Source organism: Acutalibacter caecimuris, from assembly GCF_034335085.1.
GTDB lineage: Bacteria > Bacillota > Clostridia > Oscillospirales > Acutalibacteraceae > Acutalibacter > Acutalibacter caecimuris.
In genome coordinates this window covers 1-15,310 of the sequence record NZ_JAWXXJ010000031.1, presented here as the reverse complement: position 1 = coordinate 15,310, position 15,310 = coordinate 1, and the positions used below count along the sequence as shown (strand labels likewise).

Here is a 15,310-nt window from a genome sequence, read left to right as displayed (position 1 = left end):
GAAGGTGCGTTCCCTGCTTGGGGGTATCGAGGATAAATACAAGCAAGCAAAACGATTGATACAAGGCGGCAGTCTGCCTTTTGACTGCTGCCTCTACTTACGGAGGGAAAAATGAAACAAGTCAAGCGCGGCGAAATCTACTACGCCGACCTATCACCGGTTGTTGGCAGTGAGCAGGACGGTACCCGTCCTGTCCTCGTCATCCAGAACGACACCGGGAACAAGTTCAGCCCCACCACCATCGTGGCGGCTATCACCAGCAAGTCGGACAAGGCCAAGCTGCCCACACACGTTGTTGTCCATGCGGACGGGCTTGCCACGGAGTCTGTTGTCCTGCTGGAGCAGATTCGTACTATCGACAAGCGCAGGTTGATTCGGTATAGCGGCAAGCTGGATAAGGCCGCTATGGGTATGGTCGACCACGCCATCATCGTCAGTTTTGGAATCGAGTATATGGAGGGGCTCCTATGAGAAATGATGTGAATACTGCGGCTTTTTGCTATAGCGTGAATATGCTCCGGCTACTGCTGAAAATGCAGTTCATCACTGCTGAAGAATACGAGCGCATTTTACAAATCAGTGCCGCCCACTACGACGCAGAAAAAATATATGTCTGAAATGTAAACTCTGGCAACTTGCGCTGGATGTATCTGAACTCTTGTGGTATTGTTGATGTTGCCGCAAGGCGAAATTATACAGAAAGGAATGGTGCATATGACTGTAACCGACATCAGCCGAGAACCTCAAAAACCTGAGATTATCCGGCTGGCGGCTTACTGTCGGGTGTCCAGCAAATCCACCGACCAGCTGCACTCTTTTGCCGCGCAAATCCGCTACTACAAAGATTATGAACGCATGAATCCGCAGTACAAGCTGGTGGATGTGTACGCTGACGAGGGCTTGAGCGGCACAGACATGAAAAAGCGCGATGAGCAGAACCGGCTGATTCGTGACTGCAAGCTGGGCAAAATCGACCGTATCATCACGAAGTCAGTATCGCGGTTCGCCCGGAACACCCAGGAACTGCTGGTTGCCCTACGCACTCTCAAAGAGTTGGGCGTGAGCATCTACTTCGAGGAGCAGGGCATCGACAGCGACAAGATGAACATGGAAATGCTGGTGACCTTCCCTGGCATGGCCGCACAGCAAGAGAGCGTGAACATCTCCGACCACCTTCGAAGGAGTTATCAAATGCGCATGGAGTCCGGCGAGTTCAACTGCTGCGCCCCAGCGTATGGGTACAATTTAATCGATGGCCAGCTTCTGGTCAAAGAGGACGAAGCCGCGGTGATACGTCGCATTTTTGACCTTTACCTGCAAGGCATCGGCAAACAGAATATTGCCAATATCCTCAACGCGGAGGGTGTTCCCCGCCGATATGCTCAAGAGAGGTGGTACCACTCCACAGTGAACTATGTGATTAACAACGAACGCTATATGGGCGACGCACTCCTGCAAAAGAAATTCACCACGGACACCCTACCCTTCAGAAAGAAAAAGAATCGCGGCGAAAAACCACAATATTATGTGGAAAACAGCAACCCGCCCATCGTCAGCCGGGAAACCTATATGGCGGCGCAGGAACTGCAAAAATCGCGGAACGTCAGTCACAAGTGCGAGGGTGGATATCCGCTGACCGGTATTCTCCGCTGTCCAGAGTGTGGCCGCTCATTCCGCAGGCTGCTCCTAAACGGTACCGCTTACTGGCTGTGCAGCGGTAAAGCGGCTGGGGCAACGGATTGCCAGAGCAGGCGTGTGCGCGAAAACGCTGTGTTCGACGCTTTCTGCTTGATGGTTGACAAGCTGTCTGCCCACCGCAATGACCTATTCGGTACCCTTATCCATCAGTTAGAGATGATACAAAATCGTGGCGGCGAGAGCCAGGAAAAGGTACGGCAAATTGATAAACAAATAGCTGACTTGAGTGCGCAGAATCTGGTGGTTGCCCGACTCCACACCAATGGGGTTCTCAATGCCACTGACTTCGCTGCGCAGTCCTCGGTGATAAGCAATAAAATCAATGCCCTGCGGTTGGATCGTAAGAAAGCCTTGGCAGAGGACGAAGATGATGAATTGATATACACGCTGAAATCGCTGGATGACTTCCTGGCGAGATATGTGCCGGGCACACCATTTAGTCAAGCGTTATTCGAAGAAATTATCCAGAGAATCACGGTTGTGGATAACTCAAAACTGACCTTCCACCTCGTCGGCGAGCTGGCTTTTACGGAGCAAATCCCCGAGAATGTGAGGTGTCGCACGGCATGAAAAAGAGAAATATCCCATTCGGATACCAGTATCAGAATGGTGTGATAATCACCCATCCGCAAGAGGCTGCTGTGCTGAATCGCATTTTTAGTGAGTATCAAAACGGCTACTCCCTGCTGGAAATTGCCAGCCGCCTGAACGATGAAAATATCGAGTATCAGCCCGGTGTTACCGGCTGGAGCAAATCCCGCATCATGCGATTGGTAGAAAATGAACGGTATACCGGCAAGAATGGTTTTCCTGCTATCATTGACGAGGACACTCACCATGCCATGATGGAGATGAAAGCCAAGAAAAACACCCAGCACGGCACCGACCGCAACCATGAGATTTTTCATATAGATGTGCCAGTAATCTGCCCCACTTGTAGCGGCGAAATGGTTCGACGGCACGACAGCCGATTCAAGAAGTGCCAGCAGCGGTGGATATGTTCCAATGCGGACTGCCGCACGGTGATTCACAAGGAAGATAGCAATCTGCTGGATGATATAACTGTACTGCTAAACCGGGTAATTGTCAATCCCGAGTTGGTGCAAATTTCACTTATTGATGAGTCCATGAGTGTGCAGACGCTAAAAGCTGAAAATGAGATTGCCCGGATATTGGACACCCTCGATTATGATAAAAATGCCCTGAGAAAAAAGATGATAGAGTGTGTTTCCCTGAAATATGCGGACATCAATTCCGCTCCATATATAGCCCATAGGTTGAAAGCGGTTCTCTTAGATGCAGAGCCGCTTTCAGCTTTTTCTCTGCCGCTTTTTAAGAGGACGGTTCAGGCCATCCACCTTGAAAAAGATGGCACAGTGAATATCAGATTAGCAAATGGCCAGATGGTCGGAAAGGACGATGAAAATGCAACCGACAGCAACCACTCCGCAGAAAGTAGTGCGGAAAATCCCGGCGAAAATCAACATAGCTGAAGAAATCAAGCAGGCCCACCGGCAGCTCCGGGTGGCGGCATACTGCCGCGTTTCCACGGCCCAGGAGGAGCAGTTAAACAGCTATGACGTGCAGGTGAGGTACTACACCGAAAAGATACGCAGTGAGCCAAAATGGGCCTTTGTGGGCATCTTTGCAGACAGAGGGCTATCTGGCACCAGCACCAAAAAGCGTGACGAGTTTAACAAGATGATAAAGCAATGTCGGCGCGGCAAAATCGACATGATTATCACGAAATCCATCAGCCGGTTTGCACGGAATACCGCTGACGTGCTAAAGTATGTGCGAATGCTGAAAGAGATCGGCGTGGATATTTTCTTCGAGGAACAGAACATCCACAGCACACAGCCTGGGGCTGAGTTTTATATCACGATTTACGGCAGCATCGCTCAGAGTGAATCGGAGAATATCAGCGCCAACGTCATATGGGGCAAAAATCAGAGTGCAAAAGAGGGCAAGGTGCCGTTCCAGTATAAGCGGTTCCTTGGTTACCGGCGCGGGCCGGACGGCAAGCCTGAAATTGACCCGGAACAGGCAGAAGTTGTGAAACGAATTTATAGCAGCTTCCTCGCCGGGGACAGCATGACGACCATCGCAAACACACTGACTGCTGACGGTGTACCAACACCTTCCGGCTCCGGCAGATGGGTGCCTGGAACGATACAGTCGATAATTTCAAATGAAAAATACGCCGGAAATGCTGTTCTCAACAAGACCTATGTGGTGGACTGCTTGAGCAAGAAGGTCAAACGCAACGACGGCAAGGCCCGGCCTATGTACTTTGTGGAAAACAATCATCCGGCAATCATCGACCCCGCTACCTTCGGTCGGGCGCAAGAGGAACTGGCACGGCGCACCGGTAAGCGTAAGGTCAAGCAGAAAGGTACCAAGACCGAGCAGGGCCGGTATTCAAGTAAATATGCTCTCTCGGAACTGCTGGTCTGCGGGGAATGCGGTACTCCTTATCGGAGATGTACCTGGACGGTCAAAGGTGAAAAGAAACCTGTCTGGCGGTGCATCAACCGGCTGGATTTTGGCAAAAGATACTGCCACCATTCGCCCACAATGGAAGAAAGTGTGCTGCAGGAGGCTGTCATGGCGGCAATCATGCGCACAGCTAAACAGAGTGCCGATGTGCTGGGTACCTTAAAGCTGCACGTTGGCATGGGGTTGAAAAATGATGATGGTGAGGATAACAGCCTGGATATCCAGATAAGGATAGCGGAAATTGACGCGGAGTTCAAGGCTATGCTCCAGGCCATAGCTACCGATACGGTGGAAGATTTTGACGAGCAGCGGGCCACAGCGCTCATGGCAGAGAAAAACAGCTTGGAGCAACAGTTGGCTCAACTTGACAATGCCCAGCAGGAAAAGGAGAATGCAGAGTCCCGGCTGGATGAGATTTTCACTATCCTGGATGGGCTGGAAAACCACCCCATGGAATATGATGACAGGCTGGTGCGGCAGGTGCTGGAGTGTGTGGTTGTGGAGTCCAAGGAGAAGATCAAGGTAATTTTTGCGGGAGGGTTGGAGGTTGAGCAGGCTATTGAAAAAGCGTGAGAGTTCGGATACGCACACAGATTTGGCGAAAATATCTTTTTCGTATCCGCCTTACAAAGTCTGAGAAACCGCATGATTGTGCGGTTTCTTTGCTTTTTCTTGAGGTCGATGGTTTGGCTTTTACGGCGGTTTAGCACAGTGTTGCCTTGTTTCCGCGCTGTTTGTGTTTTGTATATTTTTCTGAATATTGTGGATGTTTTCTCATCGTCCTGTTTGGCGTGGTGCGGTACGGATTTGGACATCGTCGCTCTTGACCCACACCGTGACCCACACGCGGAAATAACCGGAAACGGCTGGATACCTCCGGGTAGGAAGTTCCAGCCGTTTTTCGTGCTTGACCCACACTCACATGACCTTGTCCATGAAATTTCCCATCTTTTCTGCGGCTTGTTCTTGTTTCTGGCGGGTGGCGTGGGTGTAGGTTCTTAGCGTGAAACCGGCATCGTAGTGGCCCAGCATACTACTGACAGTTTTCACGTCCACACCGTTTTGTAATGCGGCTGTGGCGAAAGTGTGTCTCAAAGAATGGAACGGAATATAACTTAATCCAGCTGACTTCAAAATTCTCTTGTGGAGAGTCACTATAGAGTCAGGATAGTACATCTCGCCGGTTCGCGTGGAGGGGAACATATAGGGGTTGTTGGGGTGCTTGAGGTGTTCACGCTGGAGTAATTCCACGGCCTTTTGCGGGATGGACACCAGTCTGACCGACGTTTCCGTCTTAGGCCGGGTGATGACAATGTTGCCGTTCTCGTCCCGGGTGGCTTGTTTGCTTACTGAGATTGTCTGGTTTACAACGTCTAAATCTGACCAGAGGAGGGCAACTAACTCGCCTTTCCGTAGTCCGCTGACCAGCTCAAGATAAAACATGGGTAGGACATGGCGGCGGTCGGCCTCGTCGAGGTAGGCTTTCATGTCCTCGGCAGGGAGGAATTTCATCTCTTTCTTCTCCAGCTTTGGAGCGATGCAGTCATCGGTAGGGTTGCGCTGGATTAGGCGCTCCTTGACTGCCCTGTCCAAAGCGTTGTGGAGCATGAGGTGGATACCGCGCACAGTGGAGGCACTTAAGCCAGGGGATTTCTCCTTTTGGGCCTCCCGCAACCTACCGTTCTCGCGGAGGTCTTGGTATAGCTTTTGCAAATCGCGCCCGGTCAATTTGTTCAGTTTGATGTCACCGATTCGAGGATTCACATGGAGTTATCCGCTGCATATTTTCTGAATCCATAAAGCGCCTCCGAAATCGCATTACACCAACTTGTGACACCTAAAAGAATCCCGGTATTCGGCCATTTCTCCCTACTTGCAACCCCTGACTTTGCACCAAATCTCAATTTGTGACCCTTGTATGACCCCTATCTCGCCACACCCTGTAACTTCCGAAAAAGCCCATAGTTTCTAGCCCTCCCGCCCGGCTCAGCCGGACGGTGTGAACTGCAAAGGCGCCACCTTGGCGCCTTGCTTTCTCCTGATTGTTTTTCGACCATGTTTTTTCTGTTCTCTCTGGCTGGATTATCTTGCATTTCAGTGCATATCTTTGCGGCAAGTTTGCGCCGTTGCTCGCGGAGAATTTGTGCCGCCGCTGGAGGCGAGACCGGCGCCTCCATAAATCGCCACAAATGCCCCAAAACGGCGTTCTGGGTCTGCTCTCGTCTTGCTACCTTGAGAACGGCATCAGTTCGCCTGACACGGCCCTCACAGGGGCCATAAACGGGTCACTTCCATAACTGGCACTCGTTGTGGTACTCGATTGTTTCCTGGAAGGGGAGAATCGTGAAAATCAAGTTGCCGTTACGAACTTGATCGTTGGAGTCCGCATACTTTGTAGGCTCTGTCAGGATAAGCGTCTTGTACTCCAGTTCTGTTTCTTGATTGGCAGTCGCGCTTTCACCAGTTTCAGCAGAATTCTGGACAAGACGTACAAAAAATTCTCTCCCATAAGCAGCTGCGGCACATCCCCAGTAACATCGACACTTTGCAAAAACAGATCATGCGCTTGTTTGAGGACGTACTAGGCATTGACGATGGCAAGAAGAAATCTGTGTAAGAAAAGCTGCAAGCGTATCTGGAGAAAGAGAAAACGCAACCATTCTACGCGTACAAGTTCCAACCAATTTCTACAGTCTATGAGCAAACCGGCAAGAGGGCTTTCGCGGAAGTCCTCCACCCAACCGCTATCTACGACCTCGTCGAGTTCTCAATCCGTGAGTGCGTCAAGCGCGAACAGCGTATGCGTATCTGCTCCTACTGCGGCAAATATTTCGCTATCCGACGGCGAAACACGGCAGAGTTCTGCAATCTCACTGTAGATGAAAATGGACACACTTGCCGTGAATTCGGCGCAATCAAGCGCTGGGCAGAGAAGAAAAATTCTGACGAGTTGTTCAAGGAGTACCGCCGGGAATACAAGAAACGCTTTAACTGGATCAAGGCGGGGAAGATTAGTCCCGGTGCGTTCTATGCCTGGAGCACCACCGCTAAGGGCAAACGTGATGAGCGCGCCGCAGGAAAAATGAATTTTGAAGAGTTTAAGAAGTGGATGAGCAATTCCTAATTTCCAAAACCTGTATTCTTTGTTTAGCGGCGCAGATTTTGACAACAGCAAATCTGTTTTTTCTTACTGTATAAAGTTCATAAACAGAGCAAGCGCCGCAATCCCCAACATCATCAGCACCAGCCCCACGCTGATGATCGTGGACAGGATATTGACGGCGTTCCTGCTCTCCTCGCTCTTAACGCAAATCACAGAGAACAGGAGTCCCGTCAGCGCAAGGACGATGTTGCAGACCGCCCAAACCGTGCGCACACCATCCGGAAGGGTGATTTTCAGAAACACCGGGACAAGCGTTGCCAATGGCAGCAGACTGACAATCAGCGCGGCCAGACTGAGCTTTTGTAGTTTCTTTGTAACTTCCATACGATTACCTCATTTCTTTCTTTCCAAATTGTGTGATGGACAGGGCAAGCAGAACAGCGAATACAGCGATTGCACAGGGCAGAAATGGCATCAGCGCAAATGCGGCTTCGGAGGTTTCCGCTGTAAAGTCATGCAGGGAGCAGGATACCAGATAGCCGCTGTAACAGTAGGGATAAGCAATCCAGAGTGGCGTGTTGGCGACCAGAATACCGGGGATAACCAGCAGCAGGTTTAGCCCCACGGAAAGCAAAGGCTTTTCAAATAATACCGTGATAGCCCACATCGCCGCCAAGCATGGGAGCATCGTCAAAAACAGCGCCATGCACCACTTCAAGAGGTAGAGAACGGGTAGGGTTTCTGTAACGCCCATTATTGAAGTAGCTATCATACCAGCGGCTACGAACACCGTCAGAAAGACGGCCATTTCCATGAACAGATAGAACATCAGGACGCAAAACTTCGCCAGAGAAAGGGCATGTCGGCTGACCGGTAGGGCCAGCATTTTCAATATGCCATTGTTCTGCGTTTCCCGTCCCGCAATCATCACGCATACCACGATCATGCTGAACGGCAGCAGATAGTAGGCGTAGACCAGGGCGCTCTGAACGAACATGGCGGGCCATGCGTTGGTGTACTCCGGCGTGAAATACCGGCTTAACGCCGCCACCCCGGAGGCCACTACCAGCAGCGGGGCAATAAAAATCAGCGGAACGATTTTTGAGCGTTTCACTTTCATAAACTCAATGCTGAGCAAATTTAAAAAGTTCATGCGGCTCCTCCTTTACTCATAGCGCAGATTTTTTGCCATCCACAGCCCAAGGCCAAGGAAAAGGAGCGTTTCGACCAGAGCAAACAGCACCACCAGCATATCGGGCTGTGCGCTCATAGCCACCGCAGGCTTGAACATCACAATAAACGGATGCACCATCAGCACCGCCGCCCCGGAGGGTGCCAAGGCCATCCCGCTTAAAAAACCGGCAACTCCCACGCCAAGGGGAACCCACATATTTTCAAAGCGTGAGGAAATCAGCACCATAAAGGACAGCACCGGCATGGATGTGAGGAACGAATAGCCCGTAAAGCGGAGCAGCGTTCCCATTTCAAATGTCCCCTGCGGCAGATCGCTCATTCCGATTTTCATTAGCGCCAGATTTTCCAGAGCCACCGCCACAAAGAGCATGACGGTCAAGATCAGGAATTTGCAGAGATACATCCCCGGTACGCTCATGGGAAGCATATACATCTTTTTGATTGCGCTGCCCTTAAACTCCATGTTGTAGACCATGCAGGCCGCAACGACGATGCCAAACAGGTTCAGGATCATAATCATACCGTAAAGCTGGGTCAGCAGTACGTCCATCGGGGCCAGTGGAAGATTGAGCAGCGCATCTTTTCGGACAAGGAAGTTGACAAAGGCATAGGCCGCGCCTAAAATACCGACAGCCAGCAGCACCGGGATCACCCCTGTCCGTTTCTCCTTCCGCAGTTCGATCACAAGCGCCCTCATAGCTTTGCCCTCTGCTTTCTGGCGGCGTTGTCCTGTTCCACGATGGAGAGGAACACATCTTCCAAGTTATCGGCGGACATTCCCGCCTGCCTTGCGCTGTGCCGCAGATCATCCAAGCTGCCCTCAAACAGCAGCCGCCCATGATTGAGGATACCGATGTCGTCCGCTATCAGCTCAATTTCCGACAGCATATGAGAGGAAATGAGGATGGTGCAGTCGTACAGATCAGGCAGGGATTTTACCAGATTGCGAATTTCATGGATGCCGGAGGGGTCAAGGCCGTTGGTCGGTTCGTCCAGAATGAGGATAGGCGGACGGCCCAGCAGCGCCCCGGCGAGGCCAAGGCGCTGTTTCATACCCAGGGAATACTTCTTTGCGAGGCGATCTCCAAATTCGAACAGCCCTACCAGTTCCAAGGCATCCTCCACGGTGTTTTGACCCAGGCCCAAAATCCGGCGTATCACATCCAGATTTTCCCGGCCCGTCAGGTTGGCGTAGAACGAGGGGGCCTCAATGAAAGAGCCGATCTCCCGCAGGATTTTCAGCCGGTCATTTGGAAAGTGTTTTCCATCAATGGTGAAGCTGCCCTTTGTGGGGGCAGTCAGCCCCAAGAGCATTTTCATGGTGGTGGATTTGCCCGCTCCGTTGGGGCCAAGAAAGCCGTAAATACTGCCCCTGCGGACGTGGATAGAAACATTGTTGACGGAGGTAAAATTTTTGTATTTCTTCGTCAACTGCTCTGTGGTGATGATATAGTCCATAGACACATCTCCTTTCTGCCTCTAGGGTACAGCATCAACCTGACTTCTACATTCTCGTGTCCTTACTTTTAGCTTACTTTTCTGTGAAGGCGTTTACAAAGTAAATTTGCCGTGTTATAATTAGGCTGGTAAATCATCGTTTAACAGTTAAGAGGAGACTTTTTATGAGATTATTAGTAGTTGACATACAAAAAGGGATAACAGACGAGAGACTTTATAACTTCAATTGTTTTATTGAGAATACTATTCGGATAATTCATACAGCCAGAAAATACAAAATAGAAGTTATTTATTTTCAACATGATGATGGACCAGGGACGGGTTTTTCCACTGGAGACGAAGATTTTGAGATTGCAATACAGGTTTTACCAATTAATGGAGAAAAAGTGTTTATAAAAGATATTAATAGCTGTTTTGGAAATAAGAAATTTGTGAATTATTTAAAAGAAGTCAATGAAGATACACTAATGATTGTTGGCTTGCAGACCAATTTTTGCATAGATGCAACTGTAAAGTCTGCATTTGAACGGGGCTATAAAGTCATTATTCCTAAAGATACAAATACAACATTTGATAACGAATACATGGATGGGGAAACTACTTACAAATATTACAATGACATGATGTGGCCTGAGAGATTTGCAAAATGTATTTCTTTAAATGAAGCCATAAATTTATTAAGTAATTTCTAAAGAGTCGGACAAATTGTATTTTATCGGGGAGACATCACGATGGACAATTCATTTTTACACAGCAAAAAGCTCCTGCTGGTCGATGACGAGCCGGAGCTTTTGAAAATGGTGTCAGCTATTTTAGCGGACGAGGGCTTTCAGCGCCTTGTGACCGCCGCCAATATGAAAGAGGGAATTGCCGCCGCTGAAACGGAAAAGCCTGATCTGGCGATTTTGGATGTGATGCTCCCGGACGGTGACGGCTTTTCCCTGATGGAGCAGATACGCGCATGGACGGATATTCCCGTGATTTTTCTGACGGCCCGTGACGAGGCGGCGGACAAGCTGGCAGGGCTGGGCCTTGGAGCGGACGATTATATCGCAAAACCCTTTCTGCCCCAGGAATTTCTGCTGCGGGTTTACGCCGTTCTGCGCCGGTGCTACAAAGAGGACGCAGCCGTTTTGAAGCTGGATAGCTGTACGGTAGATTTCAGCCGGGCCGAAGTGGATAAGGGCGGTGAGATACTTCCCTTGACAGCGATGGAGCATAGGCTGCTGGAAACTCTTGCGAAGAATGAGGGCCGCATTGTGACAGTGGACATACTCTGCGAGGCCCTATGGGGCGATAATCCTTTCGGCTATGAAAACAGCTTGAACGCCCATGTCCGACGCGTCCGGGAGAAGATCGAGGCAGACCCGTCAAAGCCGGTTTCCCTGCTGACGGTCAAGGGGCTGGGCTATAAGCTGCTGGCGAGGAAATAACCGATGAAAGCATTTGGAAAATATATCTCAAAATATCTTCTCTCCTTTTTTACCTTTGCGCTGGTTCTCCTGCTTGTCAACATACTGGCGTTTGCTTTGACGTTTGGAGGTATCGTGTCCAGGGAATACGGTTCGGCATCTCCGGCAAATTTGTTAGAGGCCGTGGCCGCTGATCTGTCGGCATCCGGCATATCAGAAAAAACAAAACAAGAGCTAAACCGTAATCAGATTTGGGCTGTGCTATTGGATGCAAGCGGGCGCTGTATTTGGGATGTATCTTTACCGGAGGAAATACCGACACAGTACACCATTCAGGATGTGGCCGTGTTCTCGAAAGGCTATCTGCAAGACTATCCTGTTTTTGTGCGGAACATAGATAATGGCCTGTTGGTGTTGGGCTACCCAAAAGACAGTTTTATGAAACTGACAGGAAACTATTTCCCAATACGGGCGATCAGGATTTTCCCGCTCTTTATAACTGGCATTTTGGCAATAGACATAGTGCTTCTGTTTTTGGTCTACTGTCTCTCTAAAAGAAAAATCTCCAAAAATACGGAGCCGATTATGGCCTCTATCAAAACACTGTCTACAGGCAAACCTGTTGATTTGTCCATTCGAGGCGAGTTGTCGGAAATTGCGGATAGCGTCAATCAGGCGTCCCAGGTGTTGAGCCGGCAAAACCAGGCCCGCGCCAACTGGATCAGCGGCGTTTCCCACGATATACGCACACCACTTTCTATGATTATGGGGTATGCTGGACGGATTGCCAGCGACAGGTTAGCCAGCGGAGACATTCAGCAGGAGGCAGAAATCATTCGGGCGCAGAGCGCGAAAATCAAAGATTTGGTGTGGGACTTGAATTTGGTATCGCGGTTGGAATACGAGATGCAGCCGCTCCACAAGGAGCCAGTGCGCCTGTCCAAGCTGCTGCGCTCCTATGCGGCTGATTTATTGAACGCTGGCATTGGCCCGGAATATTCGGTCGAGGTAGAGATTTCTACGGACGCAGAAACCGTAGTCATGGAGTGTGATGCCCGGCTGATCTCACGGGCAATTAGCAATCTGGTACAGAACAGCATCAACCATAATCCGCAAGGCTGTACCATTAGCCTGCGCCTTGACTGTTCGGACAGCACCGTTTCCCTGACTGCTGCCGATGATGGCGTGGGTCTATCCCCGGAAAAGCTGCGGGAACTGGAAGAAAAACCGCATTATATGGAAAGCACCGATGCACGGCTGGATTTGCGGCATGGGCTGGGGCTTTTATTGGTAAGGCAGATTGTGGAGGCGCATGGTGGGGCAATGAAAATTGAGAGTGTACCGCAGTATTGCTGCAAAGTGATTTTGACTTTCTGCTCCTTACCCGAATAGCGGAATTAAACGCCCCTTTTCTTTAGCGTGAGGCAAAAAATTTGATAGCTTCCTTGCCAAGATTGACTCTCCTGCCTTTTTATGACCTGACCCACACCCCGACCCACACGCGGAAAAACTGTGTGGAGATAATGGGGAGGGTAGGGCGAGAAAGGGTCCGTAAGTGTGCTAAAAACAGTTAAAAACTGCCGGAAATAACTGGTTGGACGTCCCCCACACTGTTTGTAATCAGCAGGTCAGGGGTTCGAGTCCGTTCACCAGCTCCAGCGGGACGGGCCCGGTTCCCCAAAACCGGGCGCACCGCTTGTATAAAATTGCATATCTTTATGGGGGAGTTCCCGAGTGGCCAAAGGGGGCAGACTGTAAATCTGTTGTCGACGACTTCAGTGGTTCGAATCCACTCTCCCCCACCATTGACAAAGCCTTGCATAAAAATGCGAGGCTTTTGTTTTGTTTGTACAAATTGTCTTGGCGGTCAAGTTCAGTAAGAAACTGCATATCAAAATGGATATTGCGGATAGAGTTTCAACTTATTTTTTTTGCGAGTTCGGCGGTTGCTCTGTCGGCTTTTTGTCCTGACCCACACCGTGACCCACACGCGGAAATAAACGGAAACGGCTGGATACTTCCGGGTAGGAAGTTCCAGCCGCTTTTTGCTTGTTGGGGCTGTTTCACATGACCTTGTCCATAAAATTTCCCATCTTTTCTGCGGCTTGCTCCTGCTTTTGGCGGGTAGCGTGGGTGTAGGTTCTCAGCGTGAAACCTGCGTCGTAGTGGCCCAGCATACTGCTTACAGTTTTTGCGTCTATCACCATCTCTAACTGCACTGCATAGCGGAAAAGTCCCTTTGAGATAGCTTTCGCGTTATCCTCAGACAACCTCAAAACTGCCTTGGCCAGCTTGTCGCCTAGGATATCATTATCCTGCAAAGCATTGTATGCTATGAGGCTTTCAACTGCCCGTGTGAACAGTTCATTCCGAGAGGAAAAGCCCTGTTCCTTCGCAAATCTGTCCGCTCGTTTGACCAGACCTCTGTCTAAATATAGGTTTATTCGCTGCATATTTTCTGAATCCATAAAGCATCTCCCAAATCGTATTACACCAACTTGTGCCCCCTAAAAATCTCCCAATATTTAGCCATTTCTGCCGATTCGCAACCCCTAGCTTTACACCAAACCTCCATTTGTGACCCTATCTATGTTCCGAACGATGAGGACATCAATTTCTTTTCCATCAATTTCTATCGTTCTAACTGTTACATCAGGTATTTCCTCTCCTGACCAGGATTTAGAGCTAAAAAAACTTATGATGTTTTCCTGATTCCTTCGGTTTTTGTCTCCTGAAACACCAATGCTTTTATATGTATCGTCTTCCACGCCAAAAATTAGATATCCGTCCCACATATCGGGGGTGGTATTATTCGCCAAGCATACGATATCCTTGAGGAGGTCAACATTGTTACTGTGCCAGCATTGCTTAAAATCCTAATATCTTCCTTCCGATTTTTGCTTAATAAGTGATTTTACTAATTTTACTAACTCCATCTTCATTCCCTCGATAATTCTACTTATCAGCCAAATTGCCTATTGGGGACATATCTCAAGGTTTTTCCTCTGTCAACTCCTGGTACATCCTCATCACTTCCGCCACGCATTTACTCTCGGTCATATCCTTAACTGAGAACCCATACGCCTCCATCACCGCGCGGTCGTTCTGCTGGTGGGCGCGGCGCAGTTCCGGGGGCATGGTGGTTTCGTCGTAGAGGTCGGCCAGTGAACTATCATCATAGATGCTTCGAGCATCTATGATGGCCTGCGCGCAGGCCGCGATTTTTCCTTTTTGCTCCTCGGTGGGGGTGGGCCAGGGGAAGTTGTTGTAAACAACGTCCTTGGAATAACGATAGCGCATTTCCAGCCGCCCGCAGACGGCGCGCATCCAAGCCATATGGACGTTTGATGTCAACACACCAAAATGATACAACGTAGCATTGCAAATGACAAACACAAGATTACTACTTAGCACTTCTGGTTTCATTAACCCCATAGGAATGTACCGCCTACGCTTAGATGAAACTTTTGGAACAATAATATGTTCCGCTTTGGGGATATTTGTAGTAGAAAAAGCAAGTGGAAAATCGGCCATTTTCCTTGTTGAAGCCCTCGAACTTCCAGAACGAAATCGCTGGACGGCAGCAATACGCTCCATACATTTAGGCGTTTTTCGTATTTCCTCTGGAGAACAAGCTTTTAAAAATAGGCAGTAGCGGAAATACCGATTAATAAATTCATGGGAGCCAACCCACGGCCTAAACCATTTTTGAGCTTGTCGTTCACTAGATGGCGTCGTCAATAAACAAGGAGCCAAATAGCAATACAACGGATCTGGACAGCGGCGGCGAAGGAAGAGGCGTTTTTGGCGTAGCGCGTAGCAATACTGCGCCATCTTTTGAGAAGAAGGAAAGCGTTCTCAACGAGATGGCGGAGTTTGTAAAGATATTCGTCGTATTCCCGCATATGTTTTCGGTCCTTTCTTGGAGGAATGACCGGTGTCATGC

The 15,310-nt window shown here is 49.6% G+C and carries 15 protein-coding genes, 1 tRNA gene and 3 pseudogenes; 10 read left to right on the top strand and 9 right to left on the bottom strand.

Going from position 1 to position 15,310, the window contains the following annotated elements; translation table 11 throughout:
* Positions 1 to 111 precede the first annotated feature (111 nt).
* The 5 genes from U8U01_RS14605 to U8U01_RS14585 all read left to right on the top strand — a co-directional run bounded on the left by U8U01_RS14605 (position 112) and on the right by U8U01_RS14585 (position 4,770).
* A complete protein-coding gene (locus U8U01_RS14605; protein WP_160642479.1) occupies positions 112 to 471 on the top strand; it encodes a type II toxin-antitoxin system PemK/MazF family toxin in 360 nt (119 codons plus the stop codon).
* Entirely contained in the window at positions 468 to 617 is a 150-nt protein-coding gene (locus U8U01_RS14600) for a hypothetical protein (protein ID WP_322175732.1), read from the top strand. Before U8U01_RS14605 ends, U8U01_RS14600 begins: the two co-directional genes overlap by 4 nt.
* A 97-nt stretch (positions 618 to 714) precedes the next feature.
* Entirely contained in the window at positions 715 to 2,268 is a 1,554-nt protein-coding gene (locus tag U8U01_RS14595) for a recombinase family protein (RefSeq protein ID WP_322175729.1), read from the top strand.
* Positions 2,265 to 3,191 carry a recombinase family protein gene (locus U8U01_RS14590; protein ID WP_322175726.1) on the top strand — a complete coding sequence of 309 codons (927 nt, stop codon included), beginning with the start codon at positions 2,265 to 2,267 and terminating at the stop codon, positions 3,189 to 3,191. Before U8U01_RS14595 ends, U8U01_RS14590 begins: the two co-directional genes overlap by 4 nt.
* Positions 3,124 to 4,770, top strand: a complete 1,647-nt coding sequence (locus U8U01_RS14585; RefSeq protein WP_322175724.1) for a recombinase family protein — start codon at positions 3,124 to 3,126, stop codon at positions 4,768 to 4,770. The genes U8U01_RS14590 and U8U01_RS14585 overlap by 68 nt, the downstream gene beginning before the upstream one ends.
* A gap of 345 nt (positions 4,771 to 5,115) precedes the next feature.
* On the opposite strand, the gene U8U01_RS14580 is transcribed toward U8U01_RS14585, so the two are convergent.
* Complete coding sequence (locus U8U01_RS14580) at positions 5,116 to 5,961, bottom strand: tyrosine-type recombinase/integrase (protein WP_322175721.1); 846 nt, start codon at positions 5,959 to 5,961, stop codon at positions 5,116 to 5,118.
* Positions 5,962 to 6,820: 859 nt separating this feature from the next.
* Here U8U01_RS14580 and U8U01_RS14575 point away from each other — a divergent pair.
* The gene (locus tag U8U01_RS14575) at positions 6,821 to 7,321 is read left to right on the top strand and encodes a DUF6076 domain-containing protein (protein ID WP_322175790.1); all 501 of its coding nucleotides are present in this window, start codon (positions 6,821 to 6,823) and stop codon (positions 7,319 to 7,321) included.
* A 63-nt stretch (positions 7,322 to 7,384) separates the two neighbouring features.
* On the opposite strand, the gene U8U01_RS14570 is transcribed toward U8U01_RS14575, so the two are convergent.
* From U8U01_RS14570 to U8U01_RS14555, 4 genes are read right to left on the bottom strand one after another with little or no spacing between them, the layout of a single operon-like run.
* A complete protein-coding gene (locus tag U8U01_RS14570) occupies positions 7,385 to 7,684 on the bottom strand; it encodes a hypothetical protein (RefSeq protein WP_322175718.1) in 300 nt (99 codons plus the stop codon).
* 4 nt (positions 7,685 to 7,688) lie between these two features.
* Positions 7,689 to 8,453: an ABC transporter permease gene (locus U8U01_RS14565; RefSeq protein ID WP_322175715.1), complete on the bottom strand. Its 765-nt coding sequence runs from the start codon at positions 8,451 to 8,453 to the stop codon at positions 7,689 to 7,691.
* Between the two features lie 12 nt (positions 8,454 to 8,465).
* Complete coding sequence (locus U8U01_RS14560; protein ID WP_322175712.1) at positions 8,466 to 9,191, bottom strand: ABC transporter permease; 726 nt, start codon at positions 9,189 to 9,191, stop codon at positions 8,466 to 8,468.
* Positions 9,188 to 9,952: an ABC transporter ATP-binding protein gene (locus U8U01_RS14555; protein WP_322175710.1), complete on the bottom strand. Its 765-nt coding sequence runs from the start codon at positions 9,950 to 9,952 to the stop codon at positions 9,188 to 9,190. The genes U8U01_RS14560 and U8U01_RS14555 overlap by 4 nt, the downstream gene beginning before the upstream one ends.
* 164 nt (positions 9,953 to 10,116) lie before the next feature.
* On the opposite strand from U8U01_RS14555, the gene U8U01_RS14550 reads away from it, so the two are divergent.
* The 4 genes from U8U01_RS14550 to U8U01_RS14535 all read left to right on the top strand — a co-directional run bounded on the left by U8U01_RS14550 (position 10,117) and on the right by U8U01_RS14535 (position 13,169).
* The gene (locus tag U8U01_RS14550) at positions 10,117 to 10,644 is read left to right on the top strand and encodes an isochorismatase family protein (RefSeq protein WP_322175707.1); all 528 of its coding nucleotides are present in this window, start codon (positions 10,117 to 10,119) and stop codon (positions 10,642 to 10,644) included.
* A 39-nt stretch (positions 10,645 to 10,683) separates the two neighbouring features.
* Complete coding sequence (locus U8U01_RS14545) at positions 10,684 to 11,385, top strand: response regulator transcription factor (protein ID WP_322175704.1); 702 nt, start codon at positions 10,684 to 10,686, stop codon at positions 11,383 to 11,385.
* Positions 11,386 to 11,388: 3 nt separating this feature from the next.
* The gene (locus U8U01_RS14540; RefSeq protein WP_322175700.1) at positions 11,389 to 12,756 is read left to right on the top strand and encodes an ATP-binding protein; all 1,368 of its coding nucleotides are present in this window, start codon (positions 11,389 to 11,391) and stop codon (positions 12,754 to 12,756) included.
* A gap of 328 nt (positions 12,757 to 13,084) precedes the next feature.
* Positions 13,085 to 13,169, top strand: a tRNA-Tyr gene (locus tag U8U01_RS14535).
* Between the two features lie 258 nt (positions 13,170 to 13,427).
* On the opposite strand, the pseudogene U8U01_RS17640 reads toward U8U01_RS14535, so the two are convergent.
* From U8U01_RS17640 to U8U01_RS14515, 4 genes and pseudogenes are all read right to left on the bottom strand, one after another.
* Positions 13,428 to 13,562 (bottom strand): annotated as a pseudogene (locus tag U8U01_RS17640) (tyrosine-type recombinase/integrase); the annotation flags it as partial.
* 360 nt (positions 13,563 to 13,922) lie between these two features.
* Positions 13,923 to 14,228: pseudogene (locus tag U8U01_RS14525) on the bottom strand (RNA-binding domain-containing protein); the annotation flags it as partial.
* A gap of 127 nt (positions 14,229 to 14,355) precedes the next feature.
* Complete coding sequence (locus U8U01_RS14520; protein ID WP_322175695.1) at positions 14,356 to 15,198, bottom strand: type IIL restriction-modification enzyme MmeI; 843 nt, start codon at positions 15,196 to 15,198, stop codon at positions 14,356 to 14,358.
* Positions 15,102 to 15,310 (bottom strand): annotated as a pseudogene (locus tag U8U01_RS14515) (IS5/IS1182 family transposase); the annotation flags it as partial. The gene U8U01_RS14520 and the pseudogene U8U01_RS14515, both read right to left, overlap by 97 nt.